This window comes from Mycolicibacterium llatzerense, assembly GCF_025331195.1.
Lineage (GTDB): Bacteria > Actinomycetota > Actinomycetes > Mycobacteriales > Mycobacteriaceae > Mycobacterium > Mycobacterium llatzerense.
The window spans coordinates 2,160,405-2,172,805 of record NZ_LXOV01000001.1; the positions used below are offsets into that span (position 1 = coordinate 2,160,405).

Genomic DNA, 12,401 nt, shown 5'->3' on the forward strand with positions numbered 1-12,401 from the left:
TCAGGTGACGGGCGAAACCTGGTAGTGCGCGATCTGCCAGCCCGCATCGCCTTGCGTGGCAAGGACACTCAGGTTGAGGCTGGTGACTTTCCCGTCGGGCAGGGTGAAATCTGCCCGGGTGTAGGCCAGCACGACACCGTCGGCGGGTTCCCGGATCTCGTTGATGCGGTAGTCCACCGTCAGCCCGACGGGCTGGGAGTCGTAGTAGTCGCAGACGCCTTGGCGCCCGACGCTGTAGGGCCGAAGTCCTTGGAATATAGCGTCTTCGGTGAACACCGCGGCGACCTGGTCCGGCCGGTGGGCGGCGATGCCCGCCTGCCACCGGTCGAGAACGCTGCGTACCGTCGCGGCTGCTTCAGCTCTTTCAGTGCCCGGCACTTTGACCACCATCCACATGCAGAATCTCGCCGGTGACGAACTTGGCGTGCTCCAGATATAGCACGCCGTCGACGACGTCGGACATGTCGCCCATGTGACCGACCGGGTGCAGCGCAGACAGGAACTCGTGGGTCTCCGGCGCATGCATCGGGGTCCGGATGGTGCCCAAAGCGACTGCGTTGGCGCGGATTCCGCGGGTTGCGTACTCGACGGCCAGTGCTTTCGTCGCGGCGTTGAGGCCGCCCTTGGTCAGGGACGCCAACGCCGACGGCACCTGCGAGTTGGCCTGGTCCACGAGGCTGGTGGAAATGGTGACGACGTGGCCGCCGTCGCCCTGGCCTGCCATCGCCCTGATGGCGGCATGGGTCAGTTCGAAGAATCCGCGTGAATTCACCCCGGTGATGGCCTCGTAGTCCTCGTCGGTGTACTCGGTGAACGGCTTGGCGATGAAGATGCCCGCGTTGTTGACCACGGTGTCGACGCGGCCGAACTGCTCGACCGCTGCGTCGACGAGCTGCTGGCCGACACCGGGCCGGCCGATGTCACCCGCGACCGCGTGCACCATGGGGTCGTCGCTCGGCGCGATGGTGCGGGAGTTGGCGACGACGGCGTAGCCCAGCTTGCGGTATCCGTCGACCAGGGCTTCGCCGATGCCCTGGGATGCGCCGGTGATGATCGCGACGCGGGGCGTTGTGCTCATGGGGTGGTTCCTTTCGGTTGATGTTGATGTCCTCCACAACCGCGGCCGGGGCCGGGCCGATGCCCGCGTCACGGGACGCATTGGCTCTTTACTGGTAGGTGCTGCCTACTACGCTGTGGCCATGGAACTGCGGCAACTTCGGTACTTCGTCGCCGTTGCCGATGAGCTGAATTTTGGTCGTGCTGCCGAGCGGCTGCGGATCGCCGGGCCGTCGCTGTCCCAGCAGATCAAGGCGCTCGAACGCGACCTCAAGGTGGAACTGTTCGATCGCGATCGCCGGTCGGTGCGCCTCACAGCCGCGGGCGCGTCGCTGTTGCCCCACGCCCGGTCGCTGGTGGCCCAGGCCGATGAATTCCGGAGGCGGGCAATCGGTTTGTCGAACTCGGAGCCCATTCGCATCGGCTACGTCAACTGGTGCCCGACCGATCTCGCGGAACGAGCGGCGGGCGTCGCGCAGTTGCGCGTCGACACCTGGGTGATGCCGTCACACACGCAGGCGACCCGGGTGGCGGACGGTGTCCTCGACCTGGCCATCTGCTGGGTGCAGAACGCCGACCTGGAAGCGTTGTCGCTGGAGGCGCGACTGATGGGGGTGGACCGGCTGTTCGCGTTGTGCGTCGGCACGGACGAGTCGCCGGTGGCGGCGAAAGACACTCTGGTGCTGGTGGATTCGGACACGGCGAGTTGGGAGTCGTGGAACCGCTACGGCGAGCAGTTCGCCGCGGATACCGGCGCGCGGGTGATGCGCACCGACGACGGCGGCGTCACGGGTCCGACGTTCTTCGAGCACGTCCGGCAACTGGGCAGGCCGGTGCTCAACAACCCCCGGGGCCAGACGGATGCGCTGCCGCGAGACCTGGTGCGCCGTCCGGTGATTCAACCGACACCGCTGTGGACCTGGTCACTGGTGTGGCGGCGGGGAGAAGACAACCCTGCCGTGCACGCTGTCGTCGACGCGCTCACGCGTGACGCCAGCGCCCTGGGCATCGATGCCGCGGCGTGGCTGCCGGCCACTGACCCACATCAGCAGCGCGGCCAGGGCGGCCAGTAACACGACGGCCGCGGCGGCGAGCAGCGCCTGCTGAAATCCGTTGTGCAGCAGGGGTGCCACTGCGACCGGTCCGACGATCTGGCCCACCGAGTAGCCCGTCGTCAGCAGCGCGACGGCACCCGGGAACTGCAGCGCGCGGCCCGCGACCAGAGCCAAGGTGCTGATGCCGATGAAGGTGCCGCCGAACAGGACCGCCCCGACGAGCGCGGCGGCGCCGTTACCTGTTCCCGCCCAGGCGATTCCGGCGGCCTGCAGCACCAACGCGGCGACGAGCAACGCCGCGTACGAGAAGCGGCCGGTGAAGCGTGCCCAGAGCGCTGCTGACGGTGCTGCGGCCAGGCCGACCAGCAGCCACACCGCGCTGCCGAGCCCGCCCGGTGACTGCTGCGTGACGGCGGCGACCAGGAACGTGCCCGCGATGATGTAGCCGACGCCTTCGAGGGAATAGCTGGCCATCAGCAGGACCAGTGGACCGCGGGCGCCCGCTTCGCGTTCCGCGGGAGCTGTCGCTGTCTCGCCGGATGTGCCGGGGTGCATGTGCCAGGCGCAAGCACTGAGCAGTGCGGCCAATGCGGTCGCCGCCCACCACGCGCCCTGCCAGTCTTTGGTGGCCGGCAGGGCAGCGGACAGGGCGATACCGATTCCGACGCCACTGAATGCCCAGCCGGCGTGGTGGGCCGGATGGCCGTGATCCATGAGCGTGTTGACGGCGATCACGAACACCAGCGCGCTGGCGATCCCGGCGACCAGGCGCAGGGCGCTCCATTCGATGACGTTGGTACTCAATGGCATTGCCGCCAGCGTCGCGACCAGGGCCACGAGAGACGCCCGGCAGGCGGCCACGGAACGGGCGAGCCGGGGCGAGGCAGCGGCACCCACCGCGCCGATCAGGTAGCCGACGTAGTTGGCGGTGGCCAGCTGTCCCGCGGCCTGCGCCGTGAGGTCGGCGTGGGCCGTCATCAACGGCAGGATCGGCGTATAGGCGAACCGGCCGATGCCCATCGCCGCGGCCAGCGCCGCCGCGGCGCGGGCGATCGAGAGCCAGGCTGAGCTGCGCATGGCCCCATGGTGCGTGCCGGGGCCGTCCCCGGCCACGACCTATCTCCTTGCAGCTGAAAGGAATCGCCTCGTAGTCGAACCGGAATTCCCGGTCCGGCTGCGGCGCTCCCACCTTTGCCGTACGAAGGCGGCACAGCGAAATACCTGGAACGAAGGAGCTTCACCATGGACATGAAATTCGAGATCGCGGTATTGCCCGTATCCGATGTCGACCGCGCCAAGGACTTCTACGAGTCATTGGGGTGGCGGTTGGACGCCGACGTCGCGACCACCGCGGACTTCCGGGTCATCCAGTTGACCCCGCCTGGCTCTGCCGCGTCGGTGATATTCGGTGCCGGTGTCTCAGCTGCTGCGCCCGGGTCCGTCCAGGGCCTGTACTTGATTGTCGACGACGTTGTCGCGGCGCGTGCAGAACTGGTCAGCCGGGGCATCGAGGTGAGCGAGGTCTTTCACGACGAGGATGGCGTATTCCACCGCGCCGGCACCGCCGGACGCGTCGACGGTCCCGATCCGGAGCGCCGCAGTTATGCGTCATTCGCCTCGTTCGAGGACCCGGACGGCAACGGCTGGGTGCTGCAGGAGATCACCACGCGCCTGCCGGGGCGGTAGCGGGTGGGTCAGTTCGGATCTTTTTCCACGACGCCCAACGCTGCCTGCGCGCGGTCGGTGTAGCTCTGTCGTTTGGCGGCGTCGAAGGTCATGAACACGGTGTCGAGTCCGAGCACCTTGTTCATCCAGCGGCGGCCCCGCGGGCCGAGCAGCTGTGCGCCCTGGGCGGTGAATCGGAGCGCTGCGGGCACCGAGACGTGGGTCTTGGGCTTGTTCAGCGTCTTGACGATCGCCTCGGCGATGGCTTCCGGTTCGACGGGCTTGATGGCCATGGTTTCCGATGTGCCCGAGATCAATTCGGTGCGGGTGAACGGTGGCATGACCACCGACACCTCGACTCCGTGCGGCGCGACCTCGTCGGCCAGGGCGGTGGTCAACCCCACCACGCCGAACTTCGTGGCGTTGTAGACGACCTGGCCGGGCAGCGGAATCAGGCCGGACAGTGACGCGATGTTGATGATGTGGCCGCGGCGACGGGCGATCATCTCGGGCAGTGCCAGCTGGCAGCCGGTGAGGACCCCGTACAGGTTGACCTCCATCGCCGAGCGGATGGACTTTTCCGACTCGTCCAGGAACGGGCCGATGGGCATGACGCCGGCGTTGTTGATCAGCACGTCGAGGTGGCCGGCGCCGTCGCTGCGGGCCTTGTCCAGGAACACCTCGAAAGATTCGCGGTCGGTGACGTCCAGCGGGTACCCGGTGGCCTGGCCGAGTTTGACCAGGTCGGAGACCGCCGATTCGAGCACCGCGACGTCGCGGTCACCGATGACGACCCGCGCGCCACGGGCGAGCAGGGCCTTGGCGGTGGCATAGCCGATACCTCGCGCGGCTCCGGTGATCGCGATGGTCTTGCCGCTGATGTTGTCCATGGCCGCAAACTTTACACGTGTCAAGTTTTGAAATGAAGCCCGTATTTGGCCGCCCCGGCGGGCTACTGTCAGGGCATGACGCGCACCCTGCGGACTCAGGTTTGTGTAGCCGGTGGTGGACCTGCGGGTCTGGTGCATGCACTGCTGTTGGCCCGCGCCGGGATCGATGTCGTCGTGCTGGAGAAGCACAACGACTTTCTGCGGGACTTTCGCGGCGACACCGTCCACCCCACCACGTTGCGCATCATGCACGAGCTGGGGTTCGTCGACGAGTTCCTGAAGCTGCCGCACACCAAGATCAACCGGATCTGCATGGACGCCGACGGCACCCTGCGGACCTTCGGCAGTTTCGGGGCCTTGAGGGCGCTGCGCTTCCCCGAGCCCTACATCGCGCTCATGCCGCAGTGGGACTTCCTGGACTTCCTCGCGGAAAAGGCCTCCGCCTACCCGGAATTCACCCTGATCCGCAACGCCGAAGTGACCGACCTGATCATCGAGAGTGGTCAGGTGGTCGGCGTGCGCACACCCGAGTTGGAGGTGCGCGCCGACCTGGTGGTGGCCGCCGACGGCCGTAAGTCCGCGGTGCGCGAGGCGTCCGGGCTCGAGATGGCGAGCGCACACAGCCCGATGGACGTGCTGTGGTTCCGGCTCGGCTGGCGCGAAGGCGATCCGCAGGAGCTGTTCGGGATCATCCGCAAGGGTCTGCTGATGGCGATGATCTATCGCGGCGACTACTGGCAGGTCGCGTACCTCATGCCGAAAGGCACCAATCCACAGGCTGGATCGCTCGACGACTTCAAGGCCCGGCTGGTGTCGGTGCGGCCGCAGCTCCGCGAGCATGTCGAGGATCTGCGCTCCTGGGACGACACCAGCCACCTCGATGTGCGCGTGGACCGGCTCAAGACCTGGTGGCGGCCCGGGCTGCTGTGCATCGGCGACGCCGCGCACGCGATGTCGCCGGCCGGCGGGGTCGGCATCAACCTGGCGGTGGCCGACGCGGTCGCCGCCGCCAACATCCTGTGCGGCCCCCTGCGCAACGGCCTGCTCGCAGACGCCGACCTGGCGAAGGTGCAGCGCCGCCGGGAGTTGCCGACCCGCATCATCCAGGCCGGCCAGGTACTGGCCCAGAACCGCGTGATCGAGCCCAATCTGGCCGGCGACCTGTCACCGATCTCGGTGCCGTCATTCGTGGGAAAGGGTCCGCTGCAATACATTCCGCCGCTGCTCGTCGGCCGCGGTTTCCGTCCCGAGCACGTGCGGACCCCGGACGTCCACTAGTCGTGACGACCGGCCGAACTGACGCCGCCGAATTCTCCACCGACGTCAGCAACCTCACCGCGGGCCGAATCCCCGCATAGAGGCTGCAGAATTCGGGTCGCCCAAGCGATCCGGTGGATACGCTGGTGCGTGCTCTCCGGGTGGTCGGTCGCGTGGTTGCTGATGGCCAGCGCGGTGCTGGTGTTCGGAGTGGGATTGGCGGTGCGGTTGTACGCCACGAAGACGCCCGCCGAACACCCGTTCCGCCGGGCAGCTCGTGCGGTGCGATGCTCTGGTTTCGGACGGCTGATATACGGTCCGCTTGATCGTGATGCCCAAGGCGACAACATCTTTGACGATGAAGAGCTCCACCACATGGTCTTGATGCCCACTGCGACGGTGGCCTGCGGCCTGATGTTCACCGGGGTGTTCCTGCTGCTGATTCAGCTGGTCAAGCACTGAGGCGGGCGGCTCGGCTCAGCGCCGCAAGGCCAGCTCGGTGGCCTCCCGGACCGGACCACGCCACGCCGGGCCATGGCCGGGCAGCAGCACCTGGGTGTCCAGCAGGCCGAGCGCCGACAGGCTGCGTTCGCACGCCGCCTGGTCGTGATTGAAGATGTGCGGCAGCAGCTGGGGGCCGCCCTTGGTGATCAGCGGGTGACCAGTGACCACGGCGTCGCCGGCCACCAGCACGTCGCCGAACACGTAGGAGCAGTGCCCGCCGGTGTGCCCCGGGCTGGGGATCACCTGCGGGCTGCCCGGCAGCGTCGCCGCGACGTCCTCGGTGAGTGCCTGCGCGGTCGGGATGCCCTCGCGAACCAGCCCGCCCTTGCCGACGATGTGCATCGACCAAGCCAGGTACCGCGGGTTCCAGGCCCGCGCCAGCAGGTCTGCCGGTGAAACCTGTTCCAGATACTCGCGTTTGGCGTGGCCGACTTCGGCGCCGTGGCAGAACACCGGCGTGCCATGGGTTTTGGCGAACCAGATGGCTGCGCCGAGGTGGTCGACATGAGCGTGGGTGAGCAGAATCGCCCGCACGTCGCCGGCCTCGAAGCCAAGGTCACGCAGCGAGCTGAGCACATCGTCGCGTTGGCCGGGGAAGCCCGCGTCGATCAGGATCACCCCGCTGTCATCGCTGACCAGGGTCCAGTTCACCAGGTCGGTCTGGGCGAAGTGCACATTTTCGGTGATCGCGCTTAGGACTACCGCCATGTCGACGAGTGTAGGCAAGGGGGTAGAAAAGACTCATGGCTGAACTCAGACTGGGCTACAAGGCGTCGGCGGAGCAGTTTGCGCCGCGTGAATTGGTGGAGCTGGCAGTGGCTGCCGAGGCGGCGGGCATGGACAGCGCCACCGTCAGTGATCACTTCCAGCCGTGGCGCCATACCGGCGGCCATGCGCCGTTCTCCCTGGCCTGGATGACCGCGGTCGGCGAGCGCACCGAGCGGCTGCTCCTGGGCACCTCGGTACTGACCCCGACGTTCCGCTACAACCCGGCCGTCATCGCGCAGGCCTTCGCGACCATGGGCTGCCTGTACCCGGACCGGATCTTCCTGGGCATCGGCACCGGTGAGGCACTCAACGAGATCGCCACCGGCTATGAAGGCGAATGGCCCGAGTTCAAGGAGCGCTACGCCCGGCTGCGCGAATCGGTGCGCCTCATGCGTGAGCTGTGGAACGGCGACCGCGTCGACTTCGACGGCGAGTACTACAAGACCAAGGGCGCCTCGATCTACGACGTGCCCGAGGGCGGCATCCCGATCTACATCGCCGCGGGCGGGCCCCAGGTGGCCAAGTACGCGGGCCGCGCGGGCGACGGCTTCATCTGCACCTCCGGCAAGGGCGAAGAGCTCTACAAGGACAAGCTGATCCCCGCCATGCGCGAGGGCGCCGAGGCCGCCGGCAAGAACCCAGACGACGTCGACCGGATGATCGAGATCAAGATCTCGTACGACCCGGATCCCGCACTGGCTCTGGAGAACACCAGGTTCTGGGCGCCGCTGTCGCTGACCGCGGAGCAGAAGCACTCCATCGAAGACCCGATCGAGATGGAAGCGGCAGCCGACGCGCTGCCCATCGAGCAGGTCGCCAAGCGCTGGATCGTCGCTTCTGATCCGGACGAAGCCGTCGAGAAGGTCAAGCAATACGTCGACTGGGGCCTGAACCACCTGGTGTTCCACGACCCCCGGCAGGACCAGCGCCGGTTCCTGGAGCTGTTCAAGACCGACCTGGAGCCGCGCCTCCGCAAACTCGGCTGACGGTCGGCCAGGCTCGGTAGGCTGACGCAGTGCCTGACGCCACCGCGATCTACATCGCCTCGCCTGAAGGCGACACCGGTAAGTCGACCATTGCGCTAGGGCTGTTGCACCGGCTGGCGGCCACGGTCGCCAATGTCGGGGTGTTCCGTCCGATCGTGCGGGCCGGCACCGGTCGTGACTACATCCTCGAGTTGTTGCTCGCGCACAGCACGGCCGGCCTGGACTACGACGACTGCGCCGGGGTCACCTATCAGCAGTTGCACGACGACCCCGACGCCGCGATCGCGGACATCGTCGACCGGTACCACCGCGTGGCCGACAAATGCGGCGCGGTGGTGATCGTCGGCAGCGACTACACCGATGTCGCCTCGCCCAGCGAGCTGTCGATGAACGCCCGCATCGCGGTGAATCTCGGTGCGCCCGTGTTGCTCTCGGTGCGGGCCGCCGATCGCACGCCCGGCGAGGTGGCCCATGTCGTGGAGCTGTGCCTGGCCGAACTGACGGCCCAGCACGCGCACACCGCGGCAGTGGTGGCCAACCGGTGCGACCCGGACGAACTGGCCGACGTCGCCGCCGCACTGCAGCGGTTCTCGCCGAAAAGCTATGTGCTGCCGGAGGAGCCGCTGCTGGCCGCGCCGACGGTGGCGGAGCTGCGGGACGCGGTACAGGGCGAACTGATCAGCGGTGACGAAGAGCTGCTGACCCGCGAGGTCATGGGGATGATGGTCGCCGGCATGACAGCCGAGCACTGCCTGGAGCGGCTGCGCGAGTCAATGGCGGTCATCACGCCGGGCGACCGTTCGGACGTGGTGCTGGCCATCGCCAGTGCCCATGCCGCGGAAGGTTTTCCGTCGATCTCGTGCCTCATCCTCAACGGCGGCCTGCCACTGCATCCGGCGATCGCGAAACTGGTTGCGGGCCTTGGCTTGCGGTTGCCGATCGTGGCCACCGAGCTGGGTACCTACGACACCGCCCGCGCCGCGTCGACGGCGAAGGGCCGGGTGACGGCTACGTCGCTGCGCAAGGTCGACACGGCACTGTCCTTGATGGACGAGCATGTCGACGTCGCGGATCTGCTTGCCCAGCTGGCGGTTCCGATCCCGTCGGTCGTCACGCCGCAGATGTTCACGCACCAATTGCAGGACCGGGCCCGGGCCGATCGCCGGCGCATCGTGCTGCCCGAAGGCGATGATGACCGGATCCTGCGGGCGGCGGGCCGGCTGCTCGCCCGTTCGGTTGCCGACCTGACGATCCTCGGTGACGAGTCGACGGTGCGGGCGCGGGCCGCCGAGCTGGGCCTGGACCTGTCGGCCGCTGTGGTGCTCAATCCCCGCACCAGCGACCTGTGTGACCAGTTCGCGGCGCAGTACGCCGAACTGCGCAAGAAGAAGGGCGTCACCCTGGAGCAGGCCCGCGAAATCATCCACGATGTCTCGTATTTCGGCACCATGCTGGTGCACAACAACATGGTCGACGGCATGGTGTCCGGTGCGGCGCACACCACGGCGCACACCGTGCGCCCGGCGTTCGAGATCATCCGCACCGCGCCGGACATCTCCACGGTGTCGAGCATCTTCCTGATGTGCCTGGCGGACCGGGTGCTGGCCTACGGCGACTGCGCGATCGTGCCGGACCCGACGTCCGAGCAACTCGCCGACATCGCGATCAGTTCGGCGCAGACCGCCGCGCAGTTCGGGATCGAGCCGCGGGTGGCGATGCTGTCCTACTCGACCGGAGATTCGGGCACCGGTGCCGACGTCGACAAGGTCAGGGCGGCAACGGAATTGGTTCGGAAGCGGGCGCCGGAGCTGTTGGTCGAGGGACCGATCCAGTACGACGCCGCGGTCGAGCCGTCGGTGGCCGCGACCAAGATGCCGGATTCGCCGGTGGCCGGCCGCGCGACGGTGCTGATCTTCCCGGACCTGAACACCGGCAACAACACCTACAAGGCGGTGCAGCGCAGCGCCGGTGCCATCGCGATCGGACCGGTATTGCAGGGTCTGAACAAACCGGTCAACGACCTGTCGCGCGGTGCGCTGGTGGAGGACATCGTCAACACCGTCGCGATCACGGCCATCCAGGCGCAGGGGGCGAAATGAGTCAGCCGGTCCTGGTGCTCAACTCCGGTTCGTCCTCGGTGAAATACCGCTTGGTGCAGCCGGATACGGGCGAGTCCCTGGTCGACGGCGTCGTCGAGCGCGTCGTCGACTACCGCGCCGCGCTGCAGCAGGTGTTCGACGCCGTCAGCTCCGTCGGAGTCTCCACCGACGACGTGATGGCCGTCGGGCACCGCGTGGTGCACGGCGGGCGGCAGTTCTACCGGCCCACATTGATCGACGATGCGCTGGTCGCCAAGCTCGACGAGCTGGCCCCGCTGGCACCGCTGCACAATCCGCCCGCGGTGCTGGGTATCACCGAGGCGCGCGCGCTCTTGCCTGATGCGCCCCACATCGCGGTGTTCGACACGGCATTCTTCCACGACCTGCCGGCGGCCGCCGCCGAGTACGCGATCGACCGGGATGTCGCTGAGCAGTGGCACATTCGGCGATACGGCTTCCACGGCACGTCGCACCAGTACGTCAGCGAACAGGCCGCGCAGTTCCTCGGCCTGCCCCTCGAATCGGTGAATCAGATTGTCCTGCATCTGGGTAACGGCGCGTCGGCCTCGGCGATCGCCGGCGGCCGGCCGATCGACACCTCGATGGGGATGACGCCGATGGAGGGTCTGGTGATGGGCACCCGCTCCGGCGACGTCGACCCCGGCGTCATCATGTACCTGTCGCGCGCTGCCGGGATGGCGGTCGAGGACATCGACGTCATGCTGAACCGCCGCTCGGGCGTATCGGGATTGGGCGGCGCCACCGATTTCCGCGAACTGCACAAGCGGATGGATGCCGGAGATGCGGCAGCCCAACTGGCCTACGACGTGTACATCCACCGGCTGCGCAAGTACATCGGCGGGTACCTGGCCCTGCTGGGTGGGGCCGACGTCATCACCTTTACCGCCGGCGTGGGGGAGAACGACGCCGCCGTCCGCCGCGATGCGCTCGCCGGGTTGTTGGCGCTCGGGATCGAGCTCGACGAGGAGCGCAACCTGTCCCCGAACCGCGGGCCCCGGCGGATCTCCACGGACACCTCACCGGTGAGCGTGCTGGTCATTCCCACCAACGAAGAGCTGGCCATCGCGCGGGCCTGCGTCGACCTCTGCAAGGTTGCCTGAAGGAACCTGCCAGGGTTGAGGCGTAGTTTGCGCCTCGTGCCCTTGTTGACCGGGACGTTCGACCCCATATCGGTGGTGCTGATGCTGCTCGCCATCGGTGCCGTGGTCTGGGCTCATCGACGGGTCCCGGTGCCGAGCGCGCAGCGGTGGTCCTTCGGGGTCGCCATCACAGTGTGGGCGTTGTCGACGCTCAGCGCCGTCGCGGTCTACGCGCCGTCGCTGTTCTGGCTGCGTGCGCTTCAACTCCTGCTGCTGTTGTACGTGGTGCCGTTCTTTCTGGCGCTCAGTCGCCCGGTCGCGACGGTGCGCGCGGCGCTCGGCCCGGCGGCTGGGCAGCGGGTTGATGCGGTGCTGAATTCGGTTGTCGCGCGGGTGTTCCTGTCGCCTCCGGTGACGTCCGTGCTGATGCTGGCGACGCCGTGGCTGTTGTACCTGACGCCCTGGTACGTCGCATCGATGACCGGACCGCTCGCGTCGCTGACACGACTTGTGTTGCTGGGCATCGGTTTTGGCTACTTCTACGCGAGGTTGCAGGTCGACCCGGTGCCGCGGCGCTACCCGCCACTGCTGTCCATCGGGATCAGCGTGGCCGAGGGCCTCGGCGACGGCATCCTCGGGGTGGTGCTGTGGCTGGGCCCGGTGATCGCCTACGACTACTACGCCGGCCTGCACCGCGATTTCGGGCCGGGCATCCGCCAGGACCAGACGTTCGGCGCCGGCATCCTGTGGATTCTGGGTGACGTACTCGGCGTGCCCTTCATCCTCTTGCTCATGCGCGCCTTGGGTTCTGACGAACGGCGCAAGGCCGCCGAGGTCGATGCGGAGCTCGACGCCGCTGCCTTCGCCGCCCCGTCTGCACCGGCTGCCGCACCCGGCGTCGAGACGGCCGACGATGCACCGGTGAGCGGCCTATGGTGGCAGAACGATCCGCAATTGCGTGACCGCTACCGGTGAGCCGGCGCGCTGCGCGGTCCTCTCTCTTGGCGTATTCGAATGGGAG

At 67.7% G+C, this 12,401-nt stretch carries 12 protein-coding genes and 1 pseudogene; 8 read left to right on the plus strand and 5 right to left on the minus strand.

Features of this window, described 5'->3' with window-relative positions; all coding sequences use genetic code 11:
* Both A7G45_RS10660 and A7G45_RS10665 read right to left on the minus strand, forming a co-directional pair.
* Positions 1–378: a YybH family protein gene (locus A7G45_RS10660; RefSeq protein ID WP_308204064.1), complete on the minus strand. Its 378-nt coding sequence runs from the start codon at positions 376–378 to the stop codon at positions 1–3.
* The gene (locus tag A7G45_RS10665; RefSeq protein WP_260936669.1) at positions 365–1,078 is read right to left on the minus strand and encodes an SDR family NAD(P)-dependent oxidoreductase; all 714 of its coding nucleotides are present in this window, start codon (positions 1,076–1,078) and stop codon (positions 365–367) included. Before A7G45_RS10665 ends, A7G45_RS10660 begins: the two co-directional genes overlap by 14 nt.
* Positions 1,079–1,199: 121 nt before the next feature.
* Here A7G45_RS10665 and A7G45_RS32505 point away from each other — a divergent pair, with 121 nt between their 5' ends.
* Positions 1,200–2,129 (plus strand): LysR family transcriptional regulator, encoded by a 930-nt coding sequence (locus A7G45_RS32505; protein ID WP_260936671.1) that lies wholly within the window; start codon positions 1,200–1,202, stop codon positions 2,127–2,129.
* A 39-nt stretch (positions 2,130–2,168) separates the two neighbouring features.
* Here the strand turns inward: A7G45_RS32505 and A7G45_RS10675 are convergent.
* A pseudogene (locus A7G45_RS10675) lies at positions 2,169–3,188 on the minus strand (YbfB/YjiJ family MFS transporter); the annotation flags it as partial.
* Positions 3,189–3,353: 165 nt separating this feature from the next.
* On the opposite strand from A7G45_RS10675, the gene A7G45_RS10680 reads away from it, so the two are divergent.
* A complete protein-coding gene (locus A7G45_RS10680) occupies positions 3,354–3,797 on the plus strand; it encodes a VOC family protein (protein WP_260936673.1) in 444 nt (147 codons plus the stop codon).
* Positions 3,798–3,805: 8 nt separating this feature from the next.
* Here the strand turns inward: A7G45_RS10680 and A7G45_RS10685 are convergent, their stop codons facing one another.
* The gene (locus A7G45_RS10685) at positions 3,806–4,666 is read right to left on the minus strand and encodes an SDR family oxidoreductase (protein ID WP_260936675.1); all 861 of its coding nucleotides are present in this window, start codon (positions 4,664–4,666) and stop codon (positions 3,806–3,808) included.
* Between the two features lie 75 nt (positions 4,667–4,741).
* Between A7G45_RS10685 and A7G45_RS10690 the strand changes: the two genes are divergently transcribed.
* Positions 4,742–5,944, plus strand: coding sequence for an FAD-dependent oxidoreductase (locus A7G45_RS10690; RefSeq protein ID WP_260936677.1), 1,203 nt, complete (start codon positions 4,742–4,744; stop codon positions 5,942–5,944).
* Positions 5,945–6,106: 162 nt separating this feature from the next.
* Positions 6,107–6,385: a hypothetical protein gene (locus A7G45_RS10695; RefSeq protein ID WP_260936680.1), complete on the plus strand. Its 279-nt coding sequence runs from the start codon at positions 6,107–6,109 to the stop codon at positions 6,383–6,385.
* Between the two features lie 15 nt (positions 6,386–6,400).
* Here the strand turns inward: A7G45_RS10695 and A7G45_RS10700 are convergent, their stop codons facing one another.
* Positions 6,401–7,135 (minus strand): MBL fold metallo-hydrolase, encoded by a 735-nt coding sequence (locus A7G45_RS10700; RefSeq protein WP_260936681.1) that lies wholly within the window; start codon positions 7,133–7,135, stop codon positions 6,401–6,403.
* 35 nt (positions 7,136–7,170) lie between these two features.
* Between A7G45_RS10700 and fgd the strand changes: the two genes are divergently transcribed.
* The 4 genes from fgd to A7G45_RS10720 all read left to right on the plus strand — a co-directional run bounded on the left by fgd (position 7,171) and on the right by A7G45_RS10720 (position 12,355).
* The gene (fgd, locus tag A7G45_RS10705) at positions 7,171–8,181 is read left to right on the plus strand and encodes a glucose-6-phosphate dehydrogenase (coenzyme-F420) (RefSeq protein WP_043398306.1); all 1,011 of its coding nucleotides are present in this window, start codon (positions 7,171–7,173) and stop codon (positions 8,179–8,181) included.
* Positions 8,182–8,210: 29 nt separating this feature from the next.
* Entirely contained in the window at positions 8,211–10,280 is a 2,070-nt protein-coding gene (gene pta / locus A7G45_RS10710) for a phosphate acetyltransferase (protein WP_260936685.1), read from the plus strand.
* Positions 10,277–11,401: an acetate kinase gene (locus A7G45_RS10715; RefSeq protein WP_260936687.1), complete on the plus strand. Its 1,125-nt coding sequence runs from the start codon at positions 10,277–10,279 to the stop codon at positions 11,399–11,401. Before pta ends, A7G45_RS10715 begins: the two co-directional genes overlap by 4 nt.
* A gap of 81 nt (positions 11,402–11,482) precedes the next feature.
* Positions 11,483–12,355 (plus strand): cytochrome c oxidase assembly protein, encoded by an 873-nt coding sequence (locus A7G45_RS10720; protein ID WP_377042056.1) that lies wholly within the window; start codon positions 11,483–11,485, stop codon positions 12,353–12,355.
* Positions 12,356–12,401: the final 46 nt, after the last annotated feature.

What these genes read in the sequence shown, in the direction of transcription:
- A7G45_RS10680 (WP_260936673.1), top strand. Translation starts at nt 3,354, where the DNA reads ATGGACATGAAATTCGAGATCGCGGTATTGCCCGTATCCGATGTCGAC.
- A7G45_RS10695 (WP_260936680.1), top strand. Translation starts at nt 6,107, where the DNA reads ATGGCCAGCGCGGTGCTGGTGTTCGGAGTGGGATTGGCGGTGCGGTTG.
- A7G45_RS10690 (WP_260936677.1), top strand. Translation starts at nt 4,742, where the DNA reads ATGACGCGCACCCTGCGGACTCAGGTTTGTGTAGCCGGTGGTGGACCT.
- A7G45_RS10715 (WP_260936687.1), top strand. Translation starts at nt 10,277, where the DNA reads ATGAGTCAGCCGGTCCTGGTGCTCAACTCCGGTTCGTCCTCGGTGAAA.
- A7G45_RS32505 (WP_260936671.1), top strand. Translation starts at nt 1,200, where the DNA reads ATGGAACTGCGGCAACTTCGGTACTTCGTCGCCGTTGCCGATGAGCTG.
- A7G45_RS10685 (WP_260936675.1), bottom strand. Translation starts at nt 4,666, where the DNA reads ATGGACAACATCAGCGGCAAGACCATCGCGATCACCGGAGCCGCGCGA.
- fgd (WP_043398306.1), top strand. Translation starts at nt 7,171, where the DNA reads ATGGCTGAACTCAGACTGGGCTACAAGGCGTCGGCGGAGCAGTTTGCG.
- A7G45_RS10665 (WP_260936669.1), bottom strand. Translation starts at nt 1,078, where the DNA reads ATGAGCACAACGCCCCGCGTCGCGATCATCACCGGCGCATCCCAGGGC.
- A7G45_RS10720 (WP_377042056.1), top strand. Translation starts at nt 11,483, where the DNA reads ATGCTGCTCGCCATCGGTGCCGTGGTCTGGGCTCATCGACGGGTCCCG.
- A7G45_RS10700 (WP_260936681.1), bottom strand. Translation starts at nt 7,135, where the DNA reads ATGGCGGTAGTCCTAAGCGCGATCACCGAAAATGTGCACTTCGCCCAG.